Source organism: Ensifer sp. ENS07, assembly GCF_014852185.1.
GTDB lineage: Bacteria > Pseudomonadota > Alphaproteobacteria > Rhizobiales > Rhizobiaceae > Ensifer > Ensifer adhaerens.
Map to the genome: position 1 here is coordinate 120,513 of NZ_JACVBE010000002.1, position 15,596 is coordinate 136,108.

The window sequence follows — 15,596 nt, forward strand, 5'->3', positions numbered from 1 at the left end:
AACCGGCGCCCGGCTAATCTTGGGCCAGCACTTGCCCGCTCCAGCCGTCAAGATCAAGGGAAATCGGCCGCACAGTGCAGATCGCCCTTGTCGGAGGAGTTCAGGGACCGAAGACCGACCAGCCAGTGCGCGCCGCGAGCATTTCGAGCGCCAGCGATCCGAGCAGCGAATTGCCGTTTTCGTTGAGGCCAGGCGACCAGACGGCAACCGACGCCTTGCCAGGCGCCACCGCCAGAATGCCGCCGCCGACGCCGCTCTTTCCCGGCAGGCCGACGCGATAGGCAAAATCGCCTGAGCCGTCATAGTGGCCGCAGGTCAGCATCAGTGCGTTGATGCGCCGCGCCCGCTGGCGCGAGACGACGTTATGGCCGGTCAGCGGATTGCTGCCGCCGGCGGCCAGAAACAGCCCGGCTTTCGCAAGCTGGCTGCAGGTCATGGAAAGCGCGCAGTGATGGAAATAGACGCCGAGCACGTGGTCGACGGGGTGGTCGAGCTTGCCGAAGGAGCGCATGAAATTGGCAAGCGCGAAGTTCCGGTAACCGGTGGCCGTCTCCGAACGCGCGACCTCATGGTCGATGACGATCTGGTCGTCGTCGGCGAGATAGCGGACGAACTGCACGATCTCGCCGATCAGTTCCCGCGGCGTATGGCCGGCAAGGATCAGGTCGCTGATGGTGATGGCGCCGGCATTGATGAAGGGGTTGCGCGGCTTTCCGCCCTCTTGCTCGAGCTGGACGATCGAGTTGAAGGCGGAGCCTGAGGGCTCGCGGCCGACACGGTGCCAGATGTTCTCGCCGTGTTTGCCGAGCGCCAGCGTCAGCGTGAAGACCTTGGAGACGCTCTGGATCGAGAACGGCACCTCGGCATCGCCGACGCGATAGATCTGGCCGCCTGTGGTCACGATCGCCATGCCGAAATGCTTGGCGTCCACGCGCGCGAGCTGTGGAATGTAGTCGGCGACCTTGCCCTGGCCGAACCGCGGGCTCAGCTCCCGATGAATGTCGTCGATGATCGCCTGCAGATCCTGCGGCTTCTGCTCTTCGGGCATCGGGCTTCCCTCTTGGTCATCGCCTTCGGATCGAGGCGACGATAAGGCGCTTATTCGCTGGGATCCGCGGTAGCGCGGATGCTGCTCGGCACTGACAAAAAAGCCGCCCGTTTCCGGGCGGCTTTCGAAACGTCACAAGGCGAGAGCCTCGGATTAACGCGAATAGAATTCGACGACCAGGTGCGGTTCCATGACGACGGCGTAAGGCACGTCGGAGAGAACCGGTACGCGGACGAAGGTCGCGACCATCTTGTTGTGATCGGCTTCGATGTAGTCCGGAACGTCGCGTTCAGCGAGCGAAACCGATTCGAGAACGGTTACGAGCTGCTTGGACTTTTCCTTGACTTCGATGACGTCGCCCGGCTTGCAACGGTAGGAACCGATGTTGACGCGGACGCCGTTGACCTTGACGTGGCCGTGGTTGACGAACTGACGGGCAGCAAAGACCGTCGGAACGAACTTGGCGCGGTAGACGATCGCGTCGAGGCGCGATTCGAGCAGGCCGATCAGGTTTTCCGGGGTGTCACCCTTGCGGCGGTCAGCTTCGGCGAAGATCGCGCGGAACTGCTTCTCGCGGATGTCGCCGTAGTAGCCCTTGAGTTTCTGCTTGGCGCGCAGCTGTACACCGAAGTCCGAGAGCTTGGACTTGCGGCGCTGGCCGTGCTGGCCCGGGCCGTATTCGCGGCGGTTTACCGGGGACTTCGGACGGCCCCAGATGTTTTCGCCCATACGGCGGTCAATTTTGTACTTGGACGATTCGCGCTTGCTCATCGCATTTCCTTTCAAACAGTTACACCGGCCTGTTTCCAAACCGGATCAAGGAAACACGCCCTCCTCTGAACCCATTTTCGGGGCTCTGACAGGTTTCTCACGATCACGCAGACGGAGAAGCCACGGGACATGTCAAATGAAACACCGGACATTTCTGCCCGGCGTTGGGGCGGCTTTAGTGGGTCCGGCTGCTGTTGTCAAACGAAATCGTGACAAACAGCCGTTGATCAGGCCGGATCACTCGGTGGCGCTTGCTCCAACGAAATCAGCAGTTTCCTGAGGAGCGCCGCCAGCGCCGTGCGGTCTTGCTTGCTCAGCACCTCGAGGTAGCGCGACTCGCTCGCCATGTCGGCGCGAAAGGCGGTTTCCGCAAGGGCTATTCCCTTTTCCGTCAGCCCGACGACGCTGCTGCGGCCGTCGGACGCCGAGCGTTCCCGCTGGATCAATCCTGCCTTCTGCAGCCGATCGAGGCGGTGCGTCAGTCCACCGGACGAAATCATCAGCAGCGTATAGAGATCCGTCGGCGTCAGCCGGTAAGGCGGGCCGGATCGCCGCAGCGTCGAGATCACGTCGAACTCGCCGCGGTCGATGCCGAAAGAGGCGAAGGTCTCCTCGATTGAGGGGCGCACCAGATTGGAAAGCCGGTAGGCGCGCCCGAGGATGGCCATAGGCTCGGTATTCAGGTCGGGCAGTTCGGCCGCCCACTGCGCTTGCAGACGGTCCACATGGTCCCTTCCCTCATTCTCATTCTGCATCGTTCACCTCGGCATCGGTCAATATATCTTGACGAGAAGATAGTTTCGAGTAATATCTTCTCGTGAAGATAAAACATTCCCATTGGGAAGCCAACCCGGACGACGATGGAGGCCAGCATGTTTCATGTCATTCCCCTTACAGAACAGAAGCAGAGCCCAAACCGCACGATCCTGTTTGAAGGTGGGCAATTCGGCACGCCGATCTCGCTGTTCCTGATGGATGCCGAGCCTGGCCAGGGGCCTGCCCTTCACGTTCATCCCTATCCGGAAACATGGATCGTGCACTCGGGCGAAGCGGAGTTCACCGTCGGAGAGCAGAAGATCATGGGTAAGGCCGGCGATATCATCGTCGTCGATCCGGAGACGCCGCACCGCTTCGTCAATACCGGCACCGGCCGCCTGCAGATGACCTGCATCCACGCGTCCGATCACGTCATCCAGGAATGGGTCTGACGCCACGATACCGTAACGCGCCAGCGCCGTCTGAGCGTGGTCGGAATAGCTGATGCCTTTACGCGAAAGGTCGAGGTTCACTCCGCCGCAGCGGCAGCCGCAGCCGTCACATCCGGCCCGTTGGCGTCGCCTGGAGCGGTCTCGCTGCCAAGGTCCGGGAACGCGACGATGCGCTTTCCGGCAAAATCCGCATGGATGACGATCAACCCATGCTCCTCGAAGTAGCCGAGCAGACGGCGGGCCCGCCTTGCGGAGTGCGTGCCATAGGCGCGCGCGATCATCGCGTCGGAAGGGCACGGCAGGCCGCGGACGGCCGCCTGCGCCATCATCAGGAACACGGCTTGCAAGTCCTCGGTAACGCGATCGGCAAGCTGCAAGGCCTGCGCCCAGGTTTCCGTTGCCGCCGTCTCCGCGTCGATGCCGGAGCGCGCGACGGCCATCTTGCGGCGGAAGGCGCTCAGCGACAGGGCTGCACCGGATGGCAGCCGGCGAATACGGCATCGCACCAGAAAATCCTGGAACAGTTCTGCATCGGGGCGGAAGGCTGCTTCCGGATTGCTGAGGATTTCGACAAAGACGCTGTCGAGCAGGCTCTCTTTTTCCTCGGCGGAAAGTTCCGGCTGTGCCTGCCTTGCCTCGACCGGCGCGGCAGGCTCGGGCCGCGGGCGGGAGAGCTCGGCCAGGATGTCGGTCGTCGGGCGCGGCGGCGCAACCGCGCGGCGCACGATCGGCCGCGTCAGCTCCTCCGGATCCGGCGTGAAGATCAGATCCTCGACGTCCTGCGGCGCCTCCGGCAGCGGCATCAGCTTCGGGCTCGTCGAGCGCGCCGATGTCTCGACCGCGCCGATCGTCACCTTGAGCGGCCGGCGCGACAGCGCCGGGCCAAGCGCGACGAAGGAACCGCGCTTGAGGTCGCGGAACATTTCCGCCGTGCGCCGGTCCATACCGAGCAGATCGGCTGCGCGCAGCATGTCGATGTCGAGGAAGGTGCGGCCCATCAGGAAGTTCGAGGCTTCCGCCGCCACGTTCTTGGCGAGCTTCGCCAGGCGCTGCGTGGCGATCACTCCGGCAAGGCCGCGTTTACGGCCGCGGCACATCAGGTTGGTCATGGCGCCGAGCGAAATCTTGCGCACCTCTTCGGTGACGTCGCCGGCAACCGACGGCGCAAACATCTGCGCCTCGTCGACGACGACCAGCACCGGATACCAGAACTCGCGATCCGCATCGAACATGGCGTTCAGGAACACGCCGGCATTGCGCATCTGCTGCTCGATATCGAGACCTTCAAGCGAGAGCACGCAGGAAACACGATGCTGGCGGATGCGGTTGGCAATGCCGATCAGCTCGGCGTCGGTGCGCTCACCCTCGACAACCACATGGCCGAACTTGTCGGCGAGCGTGACGAAATCGCCCTCGGGATCGATGATGCATTGCTGCACCCAGGGTGCGGATTGTTCCAGCAGCCGGCGCAACAGATGCGACTTGCCCGAACCGGAATTGCCCTGCACCAAGAGACGGGTGGCCAGAAGCTCCTCGATATCGAGCGAGGCCGATGTCCCTTCGGACGTCGCTCCCATGTCGATGCCGACCTTCATTTCCACCTCGTCATGTTAAATCTTACGCAGGTCCGGATGCGATACCGTTGCGCACTGTGCCTGAATACTCTTGATTGATTCGCGATCACGCGGAGACCGCCTATCGGGCGACACCTAGCACGGATTTCCCGGAAATCCTGCCGTCGGCGCACATAACCCACAGGGAATACGCTTAGGAAAGTCTCCTCGGAAAAGAACCGGATGTAGAATCTGGCGGTCACAATAAAAAGTTGAATATCGTACTTTTGCGAGAAGGCACGGACGCCCATATGCGATTTGGTCGAAGCGATTTGCCGGGGCAGAATGCAGCACCACGAAACAGCGCAGCAGATGGAACTGAACAATCTCGATCGCCGTATGCGCGATGCTTACAAGGACACGCAACGGGTCGCCTCGAAAGACGACGCCGAACGCGCCAGCCGCATGCGCTTTCGCGCCGCCTGCGTGCTAGCTGTTCTGATCGGCCTGTTGCTGGCGATCTTCTTTTAAAGTGCCGTGCCGGCCATAGGAACGCATGAACGGGCACTACCCGATCGCTTCGGCATGCCCTGCTCGCTTTTCCCCGATGGCATCAAGTGCCACCGTCAGGCCAAAGCCCTGCATCAGCCGCCGCGTGGCGAAATCCGGTTTGCCGGAGGTGAAGATCGCCGGGTCCTGGCCGTTGAGCGGTTCGAAGCCGTTCGGTTGCGGCACGAGCGAACGCGCCCGTCTGGCAATCGCTTCGGCCGGATCCAGCCAGTCGACCGGCCAGGGTGCCAGCCTGCGGAAGACGTTCGCCATGAAGGGATAGTGGGTGCAGGCAAGCACGACGATATCGGTCTTCCTGCCGTCCATCTCGACGAAACACGGTGCGATCTCGGCTAGTACCGTTTCGTCGTCCAGTTTCTCGCCGCGGATATAGGCCTCCGCCATCTTGGCGAGGTTTTCGGAGCCGACGAGCCGCACATGGCATTGGCTGGCGAAGGACTGGATGAGATCGCGCGTATAGGCCCGCTTGACGGTACCCGGGGTCGCCAGCACCGAAACGAGGCCGGAGCGTGTGCGCTCTGCCGCCGGCTTGATCGCGGGCACCGTGCCCACAAAGGTCATTTGAGGAAAGGCCGCGCGCAGATCGGCGCCCACCAGCGTGAAGGCGGTGTTGCAGGCGATCACGCAAATTTCCGGATCATGCTCGGAAAGCAGCCGGCCGAAGAGCGCGATCACGCGCTCTTTCAGCGCCGCCTCTTCCCAGCCGCCATAGGGAAAGCCGGCATCGTCGGCGACATAGATGAAATGCCGCTCGGGCATCAGCACCCTCGCCTCTCGCAGCACGGTCAAGCCACCAATGCCGCTGTCGAAGACGAGGATGGGTTTCAGTTCACTCGCTGTCACCTTTGTCTCGCGCTTTCCTGCTGTGTTCGCCCGGAGCGCCGGAGCCGCGCGGGTTTTCCCGCGTGAACCGGTCGAGCGAAGAAATGACGCCGCGCAGCACCTGGATTTCGGATTCGGTAAAGGACGGCCTGGTCAGAACCGCGCGCAGGTTCTCGACCAATTTCGGCTTTTTGTCGGCGGAACGGAAGTAGTTGCGCGCCTCAAGCGCTTCCTCGACATGCTCGAACAGACCCTGCAGGTGTTCCTTGGTCGCCGGCCGCTGCGAGATCGCCTGGAACGAGGTCTGGTCCTCAGACTCCATGCCGGTCTTCAGCCATTCATAGGACATCAGAAGCACGGCCTGGGCGAGATTGAGCGAGGCGAAAGCGGGATTGACCGGAAAGGTCACGATCTCGTCGGCCAGAGCCACCTCTTCGTTGGTGAGGCCCGTGCGCTCGCGTCCGAACAGGATGCCGGTTTTCTCTCCGGTCTGGAAGCGCTGGCGGAGTGTGCGCGCCGCGACGATCGGCGAACGCACCGGCTTGTAGCCATCGCGGTCGCGGGCGGTCGTCGCATAGACGAAGTTGAGATCGGCGATCGCCTCTTCGACCGAACCATAGAGCTTGGCAGCGTCGATCACGTGGTCGGCACGGCTTGCGGCTGATCGTGCCTTTTCGCTCGGCCAGCCGTCGCGCGGATTGACGAGCCGAAGCTCCGCCAGGCCGAAATTCGCCATCGCGCGGGCGACCATACCGATGTTTTCGCCGAGCTGCGGATAGGCGAGAATGATCGCCGGTCCTTCCGCCAGAAGTTCGCGCTCGCTGTTCGTTCCTGCCATTTCCTTAGCCTTCGCCTTTCGTTCGGCGTTTCCCTTGCACAAATGCGGGCGAAATTAAAGTCCACTACAAATGAAGCCGGTTGAGAGACACCCCGATCATTTCCAGACCAAGCTCCGCATCGTCCTTCGAAATCGGCAGGTGGCGATCGACCGGCGCACCGATCCGGCCGACCTGGTAGAAATAGGCCGAGGCCTTGTCGCGCACCGTCTGGACGAGCGCGAGATTGGCGTCGATGTCCGCCTTGAAATCGGTTCCTTCCAGCGCCGCATCCGTGCCGACACGCCGCGCGAAAACCCGTGCCCAGTAGGTGCAGGCCATGAAGATCGCCAGCGCCTGGCGCACATGACCGGGACGCGTCACCAACTGCCAGGGAAGCCCGAGCGGCTTTGCGGCGGCGGCCAGGTCACGATAGGCGCGGTCGAGCGCCTGCGAGCGGGTAATGAGCACCAGACCCGATGCCCCGTCCCGCGCCGCCTGCAGCAGGCCCTTGAGTTCGTCGCACCAGGTTGCGACGGCGGCATCGAGCGTCGTGCGGGTGCGCGTCGGAAACACGACGAAGGCGACCGCCGCACCGGCGATCGAGCCGATCATGGTTTCCTCCAGGCGCAGTTGCAGCAGATGCGGGCTCAGCACGCCCATCAGGCTATAGACCAGCGACAGAACGACGGAGATGAAGAAGGTCATCGTCGCATAGGAGACGGCGAGGAAATAGAAGGCGAGAAAGACGCAAAGTGCGCTGAGCGGCAGCACCAGGTAGATATTGCCGGCTACCAGCGTGCCGACGATGATGCCGACCACAATGCCAAACAGTGTGCCGGCCGAGCGCTGCAGCGCCTTGACCGCCGTATCGCCACGCGAGCGCGTGTTGGTGAAGACGAGAAACGCAGCAAGCACCGCCCAGAACCAACGCTCCCGCGACAGCATCAACCCGAACACCATGGCGATGCCCGAAGCGAGCGTGATCTGGATCGCCGCCTTCAAGGCGGGATCGTTCAGCGACGGCCTCCAGCGGGCGGCAACGCCGCTCAAGTGCAGTGGCGGCTCTTCCAGATCGGCCGGCGTCAGCTTTGCAAGGCTTCGGGCGAGCCTTTGCCGGACGTTGCGCAGCCACAGCAGCGCCTTCACCGTTTCTTCGCGGCGCGGAGCGGCATCGCCGAGCCGCGCGATCTCCGCGTCGATCCGTCCGCCGTCGCGCGCCACCATCGCCTCCACCAGTGCCGGCGGCGGCATCGATTGGAAGCTGACGACCATCACGCTTTCGGCCGCAAGATGCAGGTCGAAGAGGTTGATGACGAGGTCGGAGGTCGTAAGGCCGGGCTGCGGTTCCGGCCGCCGGTTTTCCGTCGGAATGAAGCTTTCCGCCATCAGCACCGCTTCCTTCAGACGCTCTTCGGCCGCATGCAGCTGACGACGATCGGCCGGTGACAGAACGGGCTTGCGGGCGATCTCCGCCAGTTGCAGCAGCATCTGGTCTACGCGACGCTGCACGCTTGCGGTGGCGCGCAGGAGGTCGCGATAGCGATCATCCGGCAACAGCCGCGTGCGGACGAGATGCGCGACGGTGGCCGAGACGGCCGCTCCGAAGAACAGGGCTGGCAACTGGTCGAGCGTGGGCCTCAGATAGGCGCCGGTGAAATAGGACATGAAGGCGAACATGCCGACGGCAAAACCGCGGGGGCCGAAGGAGCGGCCATAGACCGCGAGAAAGATGATCAGCAGGAAGACGACGTCGGAAACGTAGCGGTGATTCTCGAGAACCGACGCAAGCCCCACCATCGAAACGCCGACGAGGACGGCGATGATGCGGGTGAGCCGCTGGCCGGCAATGGTGCGATCGCGCACCGCCAGTCCCCCTTCGATCGACAGCGACGCCGCAAGCCCGAAGGCGGCCGGCGGCAGCGGTGCGACGAGGTAATGAAACGCCATCAGCAGCAGGATGGAAACGACGATGGTCGCGGTGATGCGCGAGGCCTGCCGCAGGCGGGAGAAGGCCGGATCGTTGGCAAGAAGCCAATCGCGCATACGGGAACGAAGTGCCATCGGAAGCCTTTGCTTGTCCCGCGGCCGCCTGTGGACGCGCGCCGCCTTCGCCGGTTCTTCCTGCATAGCGGCAGATGCGATCTTTGCAAGGCCGGCGCGACGAAAGCAGGCGTCGAAAAGCGGTGGCGAAGAGCCGTCCGAGGTCCGTCTCCACCTCCATCCAAAGTTTCAGCCAAGCATGCTTTGCCTTGTCGGTTCTGAGTGCTATAGGGCACAGGATTTTTCAGAGAGGAAGGGACATCGCTCCCGCTGTCCCGCATAAGCTACGAGGCATATTCATGGCAAAGATCAAGGTCGCCAATCCGGTCGTCGAACTCGACGGCGATGAGATGACCCGCATCATCTGGCAGTTCATCAAGGACAAGCTGATCCATCCCTACCTCGACGTCGATCTGGAATATTACGACCTCAGCGTCGAAAACCGCGATGCTACTGAAGACCAGGTAACGATCGACGCTGCCAACGCGATCAAGAAGCACGGCGTCGGCGTCAAGTGCGCCACGATCACGCCGGATGAAGCCCGCGTCGAGGAGTTCAAGCTGAAGAAGATGTGGAAGTCGCCGAACGGCACGATCCGCAACATCCTCGGCGGCGTCATCTTCCGCGAGCCGATCATCTGCAAGAACGTTCCGCGCCTGGTTCCGGGCTGGACCAAGCCGATCATCGTCGGCCGTCACGCCTTCGGCGACCAGTACCGCGCCACCGACTTCAAGTTCCCGGGCAAGGGCAAGCTGACGATGAAGTTCGTCGGCGAAGACGGCAAGGAAATCGAATACGACGTCTTCGACGCACCGTCGGCCGGCGTTGCCATGGGTATGTACAACCTGGACGATTCGATCACCGAATTCGCGCGCGCTTCGTTCAACTACGGTATCCAGCGCAAGGTTCCGGTGTACCTGTCGACCAAGAACACCATCCTCAAGGTCTATGACGGTCGCTTCAAGGACATCTTCCAGCAGGTCTTCGACGCCGAATTCGCCGAGAAGTTCAAGGAACTGAAGATCTGGTACGAACACCGCCTGATCGACGACATGGTCGCCTCGGCCCTGAAGTGGTCCGGCGGCTACGTCTGGGCATGCAAGAACTACGACGGCGACGTGCAGTCGGACATCGTCGCCCAGGGCTTCGGCTCGCTCGGCCTGATGACCTCGGTCCTGATGACGCCGGATGGCAAGACGGTTGAAGCCGAAGCCGCGCACGGCACGGTTACCCGCCACTACCGCCAGCACCAGAAGGGCGAAGAAACCTCGACCAACTCGATCGCCTCGATCTTTGCCTGGACCCGTGGTCTCGCTCATCGCGCGAAGCTCGACGGCAATTCCGAACTCGCAAAGTTCTCCGAAACGCTTGAGAAGGTCTGCGTCGACACCGTCGAAGCCGGCTTCATGACCAAGGACCTGGCGCTCCTCATCGGTCCCGATCAGCCGTGGCTCTCGACCACCGGCTTCCTCGACAAGATCGACGAGAACCTGCAGAAGGCCATGGCTGCCTGATAGGCTCCAGTCCCAGAGACAACGAAACCCGGCCTCGCGCCGGGTTTCTTTTTTGGACCAATGAAAATTCCGGAACGCGGATCGGCGCCGGACTGCAGCCGGTACTCGCACGACTTAAAGGCGAGCGCGGCCATGCTACCGGCAGCGACTGCTAGAACATGTCGCGGCTGCTGCTGCGCGGATCGTCGCTGACGATATGCGGGTCGTAGATCCCGCCTCTCGCGCTCCGGCGCCATGGCCGGGCCGGATCGACGGGGTCCCTGCCGATATCCGCCACGACGATCGATGGTCCATCCCCGCTGCATCGGACCGCCCATTGCCCGTCGGGCGAAACAATCCCTGAAGGAGCCGTCAGGCCGGGCTGCGCGAGAACCGCAAAACTCGCCCAATAGCGATTGATTGAAGCATGCCCCTGCACCTCGGCGGCAAAGGCAATGTCGTTCGCCAGAGCGCCGCCGGAGGTCGAAAACAGCACGCAATCGACGTTCAGCTGTTCGTATTCGATGAAAAGCTCGGGAAAGTGGCACTCGATGCCGAGCGCGCAGCCGAAGCGGACGCCGTCGATCTCGAACGCCAAAGGGATCGTTCCGGGCGTGTACATGAACGAGACCTTGGTGTTCGACAGCATGCGCTCGTCGTAGCGTGTCGCGACCGCCCCCTTGTCCGAGATCACATAGAGGCTGTTGTGCGGGCGATGCGGTTCGGTGAGCTTGTGAACGGATCCAAGGACCGTCCATAGGCCGAGGTCCCGCGCCAACGTCCGTATGGTATCAAGCTCTTTGCGCAGAACCGTCCACTCGAAACGGCGCCAATCGGACTGGCCTATTTCGCGCGGACCGATCGTCGACATGATGCGCTTGTTCGGAAAGCACGTCGCGCCCTCGGGGAAATGCAGCACCCGCGCCCCGGCCCGATGCGCCTCCCGCATCAGGTGTCGGATCCCTTCGCCGGCATGGTGAAGGGCCGCCGCATCGCGGGGATCGTCGAAATAGCCGGATTGCGCCACGGCCAGGCGCAGCAATCTTGGTTGCGCCACCAAGTCTTCCGCCGACGCCTGGCGAAGATGCATGAGTGCAGTTGTATAGGATTCGCCGGTCTTGGCGGCACGGGCGCGAACGCGCCGTTTGAAATTTCGGTTTTCAGTCATCACAGGGCCTTTCGCGTCTCGGGCAAGTTCCCCAACAACCGGACCCGAAACGGTGGGACCGAGATTGCGACCCGAGACTGAAGTCCCTTTGCCTCCGTGAAAGGATCGTGCTGGGGACGATCTTTGGAGGTTCGGCGCAGGCCACGCCGAACCAAAAGGTGCCGCTCGGACACTGATTCGTCAATTGCGGGTGTGTGCTCGGGTGTCTGTCACTTCAAAGGCAGATAGATCTCGCTCAAGAGTTCGGTCGGCGCAACTTCGCGGGGATTGTTGAGATATTTCTCGAACATCAGGCTGTCGCGGATATCGCGGCCGGACTGCGGCAGCCATGTGCCGTAGAGCCATTGGTAGGCCTTCGGCATATCCGCGTAAGGGCCTTTGTGGCGAAGCACCGCATAGCGGCCGCCGTCGAGATGCTGCGGGGTCAACGGCGCCTCCGCCGGCATCGGTCCGCGCGCGCTGACGCAGGCAAAGGAGCGCAGTTTTTCCGCGGGCACCAGTTCCGGATCGTCGAGGTAGATGCCGATCATCTCCATGTCCGGCCGGAACAATTGCCGTGAAAAGAGGGTGCCATAAAGCGTCTCGAACGCCTTGCCGATCTCCATATAGGAGCCGGTGTGGGCGACGCCGACGAGGTCGAAGGCTTCGACGTCCTTCAGGGTGACTTCATACATGTCTGGAATTCCTTCCGTTGAAGCGGTTTCAAAGGCGACATGGCTCCCCTCCTTGCGGTATCGCGCCGGCGGCAGCCCATAGGCGGCCTTGAAGGTGCGGTTGAAGGATTGCAGATTGGGATAGCCAGAGCGCTGCGCGATCGTTTCGACAGGAAGATCGGTCTGGGCGAGATCGGCCGCTGCCCGCTGCAGCCGCAGCCGCTTCACCGTTCCTGCCAGCGTCTCGCGGTGAACGGCCCGGTAGATCCGGTGCCAATGGTGCGGCGACAGACAGGCAATCTCGGAAAGGCGATCAAGGTCGAGATCGCCGTCGAGATGACCGTAGATGTAGTCGCTGACCCGGTGCAGACGCCGTTCATAGGTCGCCCACGCTACCCGCTCTTCCATGTCCAACCTTTCGCGCTTTGCTCACGGATGGGTAGACCATAGATCAATTTGACAAATCCTGCGGAGTTGCGGGCGTGCTTCGACTGAGATTTGTACGAGCCTTCCGCGATATAGGACCCCGGTTTGACCGTCCGAGGCGCCGAGGCTCTGTTCGTGTGGGCTGGTGATCCGGCGGGGTATGACACGCACGACCGGAGGGGGCTCGCGGGACCGCGAGCGTGAAGCTACACAAGCCCTGCCCGATGCAAACAAAAAGGGCGCCGCAACGGACGCCCCTTTTCCTATTCTGCTGCGGGTACCAATCAGCCGGCGAGTGCGACGGCCACCGCTTCGATCGCTTCGGCCGCCTTGTCGCCATCCGGACCGCCGGCCTGGGCCATGTCGGGACGGCCGCCGCCGCCCTTTCCGCCGAGAGCGGCGGATGCGACGCGAACGAGGTCAACGGCGCTGAGCTTCGAGGTCAAGTCGTCGGTCACGGCAACGACCGCGCTTGCCTTGCCATCGCCGGAAACGCCGACGAAGGCAACGACGCCGGAGCCGAGGCTCTTCTTGCCGTCATCGGCCAGGCTCTTCAGATCCTTGGGCTCGACGCCCGAAACGACCTTGCCGAGGAAGCGAACGCCGGCGATTTCGCGGGCGGCATCGGCCGAACCCGCTTCGCCGCCACCACCGAGTGCCAGCTTCTTCTTGGCCTCAGTCAGCTCGCGTTCCAGCTTGCGGCGCTCGTCGAGCAGCGCCTCGACGCGGCCGAGCACGTCGCCCGGCTGAACCTTCAGCGTGTTGGCGAGCGTCTTCACGCGCTCGTCCTGCTCGTTCAGATAAGCGCGTGCCGCTTCACCGGTCAGCGCCTCGAGGCGACGAACGCCGGCGCCGACGGCGCTTTCCGAGACGACGCGCACCAGGCCGATGTCACCGGTGGCAGACACGTGCGTGCCGCCGCAGAGTTCGACGGAATAAGCGCGGTTGGCCTTGGAGCCGTGGATGCCGCGACCCATCGAGACGACGCGAACCTCATCGCCGTACTTCTCGCCGAAGAGCGCCATCGCACCTTCGGCAATCGCATCATCGACGCTCATCAGACGCGTGGTCACCGGCGTGTTCTGGACGATGATCTCGTTGGCCATCTCTTCAACGACCTTCAACTCCTCCGCCGTCATCGGCTTCGGATGAGAAACGTCGAAGCGCAGGCGTTCCGGCGCTACCAGCGAGCCCTTCTGGGCCACGTGGGTGCCAAGCACTTCGCGAAGCGCCTCATGCAGGAGGTGCGTGGCCGAATGGTTGGCGCGCAGGCGCGAGCGGCGGGCGTGATCGACGTCGAGCTGGGCGGCGTCGCCGGTCTTGACCGTGCCTTCGGCCACGGTCGCGAAGTGGACGAAGAGCCCCTCGCCGCGCTTCTGCGTGTCGGTGACGGTGAGCTTGCCGCTTTCCGTCGTGATCGTGCCGGTATCGCCCATCTGGCCGCCCGATTCGCCGTAGAACGGCGTCTGGTTGAGCACCACCTGGACCGTGTCGCCCTTGGCGGCGGTTGCTACGACAGCGCCATCGCGCACGATCGCCTGGATCACGCCCTCGGCGGTCTCGGTGTCATAGCCGAGGAAATCGGTCGCGCCGTGCTTTTCCTTGAGCTCGAACCAGATGGTCTCGGTCGCAGCTTCACCGGAACCGGCCCAGTTGGCGCGGGCTTCGGCCTTCTGGCGCTCCATGGCAACCGAGAAGGCGTCGGTGTCGACGGTGATGCCCTTGGCGCGCAGCGCGTCCTGGGTCAGGTCGAGCGGGAAGCCGTAGGTGTCGTAGAGCTTGAAGGCGGTTTCACCGTTGAACTGGTCGCCTTCAGACAGATCGGCAGATGCGTCGGACAGCAGATTGAGACCGCGCTCCAGCGTCTTGCGGAAACGGGTTTCCTCAAGCTTCAGCGTCTCGGAGATCAGCGCTTCGGCGCGCACCAGTTCCGGATAGGCGCGGCCCATCTGGCCGACGAGTGCCGGCAAGAGCTTCCACATCAACGGATCCTGGGCGCCCAGCAGCTGCGCGTGACGCATCGCACGACGCATGATGCGGCGAAGCACGTAGCCGCGGCCTTCGTTCGACGGCAGCACGCCGTCGGCGATCAGGAAGGCGGACGAACGCAGGTGGTCGGCAATGACGCGATGGCTGGCGCGACGGTCGCCCTCAGCCTTGACGCCGGTCGCTTCTTCCGAAGCCGCGATCAGCGCGCGGAAGAGGTCGATGTCGTAGTTGTCGTGTTCGCCCTGGAGAACGGCTGCGAGACGCTCGAGGCCCATGCCGGTATCGATCGACGGACGCGGCAGGTTGACCCGCTCTTCCTTGGTGATCTGCTCGTACTGCATGAAGACGAGGTTCCAGATCTCGATGAAGCGGTCACCGTCTTCGTCGGCCGAGCCCGGAGGTCCGCCCCAGATATGGTCGCCGTGGTCGTAGAAGATTTCCGAGCACGGGCCGCAGGGGCCGGTATCGCCCATGGCCCAGAAGTTGTCACTGGTCGGGATGCGGATGATGCGGTCGTCGGAGAAACCGGCGATCTTCTTCCAGAGATCGAAGGCCTCGTCGTCGGTGTGGTAGACCGTGACCAGCAGGCGCTTGGCGTCGAGGCCATACTCCTTGGTGATCAGGTTCCAGGCGAGCTCGATCGCGTTCTCCTTGAAGTAATCGCCGAAGGAGAAGTTGCCGAGCATTTCGAAGAAGGTGTGGTGACGCGCGGTGTAGCCGACATTGTCGAGGTCGTTGTGCTTGCCGCCGGCGCGAACGCACTTCTGTGCCGTAACGGCCGTCGAATAGGGACGCTGCTCCAGGCCGGTGAAGACGTTCTTGAACTGCACCATGCCGGCATTGGTGAACATCAATGTCGGGTCATTGCGCGGCACCAACGGGCTCGACGACACGACCTCGTGACCGTTCCTGCGGAAATAGTCGAGAAAGGTCGACCGGATTTCATTCACGCCGCTCATCTTGCGTCCTATTCTTAAGCACCGATTCCGGCCCGGGTCCGGCCCACGCCGCGCCACTAAGCCATTGTCCCTAAACCC

At 62.9% G+C, this 15,596-nt stretch carries 13 protein-coding genes; 3 read left to right on the forward strand and 10 right to left on the reverse strand.

Annotation, left to right across the window (positions count from 1 at the left end):
* Positions 1 to 100: 100 nt before the first annotated feature.
* The 3 genes from IB277_RS07685 to IB277_RS07695 all read right to left on the reverse strand — a co-directional run bounded on the left by IB277_RS07685 (position 101) and on the right by IB277_RS07695 (position 2,574).
* Positions 101 to 1,048, reverse strand: a complete 948-nt coding sequence (locus tag IB277_RS07685; protein WP_034794526.1) for a glutaminase — start codon at positions 1,046 to 1,048, stop codon at positions 101 to 103.
* Positions 1,049 to 1,201: 153 nt separating this feature from the next.
* The gene (rpsD, locus tag IB277_RS07690) at positions 1,202 to 1,819 is read right to left on the reverse strand and encodes a 30S ribosomal protein S4 (protein WP_034794529.1); all 618 of its coding nucleotides are present in this window, start codon (positions 1,817 to 1,819) and stop codon (positions 1,202 to 1,204) included.
* A 227-nt stretch (positions 1,820 to 2,046) separates the two neighbouring features.
* Positions 2,047 to 2,574 carry a MarR family winged helix-turn-helix transcriptional regulator gene (locus IB277_RS07695; protein ID WP_034794535.1) on the reverse strand — a complete coding sequence of 176 codons (528 nt, stop codon included), beginning with the start codon at positions 2,572 to 2,574 and terminating at the stop codon, positions 2,047 to 2,049.
* Between the two features lie 117 nt (positions 2,575 to 2,691).
* Here IB277_RS07695 and IB277_RS07700 point away from each other — a divergent pair, with 117 nt between their 5' ends.
* Complete coding sequence (locus IB277_RS07700) at positions 2,692 to 3,027, forward strand: cupin domain-containing protein (RefSeq protein WP_034794649.1); 336 nt, start codon at positions 2,692 to 2,694, stop codon at positions 3,025 to 3,027.
* A 77-nt stretch (positions 3,028 to 3,104) separates the two neighbouring features.
* On the opposite strand, the gene IB277_RS07705 is transcribed toward IB277_RS07700, so the two are convergent.
* Positions 3,105 to 4,622, reverse strand: a complete 1,518-nt coding sequence (locus tag IB277_RS07705) for an ATP-binding protein (RefSeq protein WP_090293858.1) — start codon at positions 4,620 to 4,622, stop codon at positions 3,105 to 3,107.
* Between the two features lie 276 nt (positions 4,623 to 4,898).
* Between IB277_RS07705 and IB277_RS07710 the strand changes: the two genes are divergently transcribed.
* Positions 4,899 to 5,111, forward strand: a complete 213-nt coding sequence (locus IB277_RS07710) for a hypothetical protein (RefSeq protein ID WP_090293861.1) — start codon at positions 4,899 to 4,901, stop codon at positions 5,109 to 5,111.
* A gap of 36 nt (positions 5,112 to 5,147) precedes the next feature.
* On the opposite strand, the gene murI is transcribed toward IB277_RS07710, so the two are convergent.
* From murI to IB277_RS07725, 3 genes are all read right to left on the reverse strand, one after another.
* A complete protein-coding gene (gene murI / locus IB277_RS07715) occupies positions 5,148 to 5,993 on the reverse strand; it encodes a glutamate racemase (protein WP_034794546.1) in 846 nt (281 codons plus the stop codon).
* The gene (locus IB277_RS07720) at positions 5,980 to 6,810 is read right to left on the reverse strand and encodes an RNA methyltransferase (protein WP_034794549.1); all 831 of its coding nucleotides are present in this window, start codon (positions 6,808 to 6,810) and stop codon (positions 5,980 to 5,982) included. The genes murI and IB277_RS07720 overlap by 14 nt, the downstream gene beginning before the upstream one ends.
* A 64-nt stretch (positions 6,811 to 6,874) precedes the next feature.
* Positions 6,875 to 8,851, reverse strand: a complete 1,977-nt coding sequence (locus IB277_RS07725; protein ID WP_060520789.1) for an FUSC family protein — start codon at positions 8,849 to 8,851, stop codon at positions 6,875 to 6,877.
* Between the two features lie 278 nt (positions 8,852 to 9,129).
* On the opposite strand from IB277_RS07725, the gene IB277_RS07730 reads away from it, so the two are divergent.
* Positions 9,130 to 10,344, forward strand: a complete 1,215-nt coding sequence (locus IB277_RS07730) for an NADP-dependent isocitrate dehydrogenase (RefSeq protein ID WP_090293862.1) — start codon at positions 9,130 to 9,132, stop codon at positions 10,342 to 10,344.
* 151 nt (positions 10,345 to 10,495) lie between these two features.
* Here the strand turns inward: IB277_RS07730 and IB277_RS07735 are convergent, their stop codons facing one another.
* The 3 genes from IB277_RS07735 to alaS form a co-directional block, all read right to left on the reverse strand.
* Complete coding sequence (locus IB277_RS07735; RefSeq protein ID WP_090293864.1) at positions 10,496 to 11,491, reverse strand: carbon-nitrogen hydrolase family protein; 996 nt, start codon at positions 11,489 to 11,491, stop codon at positions 10,496 to 10,498.
* A gap of 209 nt (positions 11,492 to 11,700) precedes the next feature.
* A complete protein-coding gene (locus tag IB277_RS07740; protein WP_060585072.1) occupies positions 11,701 to 12,552 on the reverse strand; it encodes a GyrI-like domain-containing protein in 852 nt (283 codons plus the stop codon).
* Between the two features lie 302 nt (positions 12,553 to 12,854).
* Positions 12,855 to 15,518 (reverse strand): alanine--tRNA ligase, encoded by a 2,664-nt coding sequence (gene alaS / locus IB277_RS07745; RefSeq protein ID WP_034794561.1) that lies wholly within the window; start codon positions 15,516 to 15,518, stop codon positions 12,855 to 12,857.
* Positions 15,519 to 15,596: the final 78 nt, after the last annotated feature.

Coding starts and splice junctions, on each gene's coding strand:
- IB277_RS07735 (WP_090293864.1), bottom strand. CDS start 11,491: ATGACTGAAAACCGAAATTTCAAACGGCGCGTTCGCGCCCGTGCCGCC.
- IB277_RS07730 (WP_090293862.1), top strand. CDS start 9,130: ATGGCAAAGATCAAGGTCGCCAATCCGGTCGTCGAACTCGACGGCGAT.
- IB277_RS07705 (WP_090293858.1), bottom strand. CDS start 4,622: ATGAAGGTCGGCATCGACATGGGAGCGACGTCCGAAGGGACATCGGCC.
- IB277_RS07695 (WP_034794535.1), bottom strand. CDS start 2,574: ATGCAGAATGAGAATGAGGGAAGGGACCATGTGGACCGTCTGCAAGCG.
- IB277_RS07720 (WP_034794549.1), bottom strand. CDS start 6,810: ATGGCAGGAACGAACAGCGAGCGCGAACTTCTGGCGGAAGGACCGGCG.
- rpsD (WP_034794529.1), bottom strand. CDS start 1,819: ATGAGCAAGCGCGAATCGTCCAAGTACAAAATTGACCGCCGTATGGGC.
- IB277_RS07700 (WP_034794649.1), top strand. CDS start 2,692: ATGTTTCATGTCATTCCCCTTACAGAACAGAAGCAGAGCCCAAACCGC.
- IB277_RS07685 (WP_034794526.1), bottom strand. CDS start 1,048: ATGCCCGAAGAGCAGAAGCCGCAGGATCTGCAGGCGATCATCGACGAC.
- IB277_RS07725 (WP_060520789.1), bottom strand. CDS start 8,851: ATGGCACTTCGTTCCCGTATGCGCGATTGGCTTCTTGCCAACGATCCG.
- IB277_RS07740 (WP_060585072.1), bottom strand. CDS start 12,552: ATGGAAGAGCGGGTAGCGTGGGCGACCTATGAACGGCGTCTGCACCGG.
- alaS (WP_034794561.1), bottom strand. CDS start 15,518: ATGAGCGGCGTGAATGAAATCCGGTCGACCTTTCTCGACTATTTCCGC.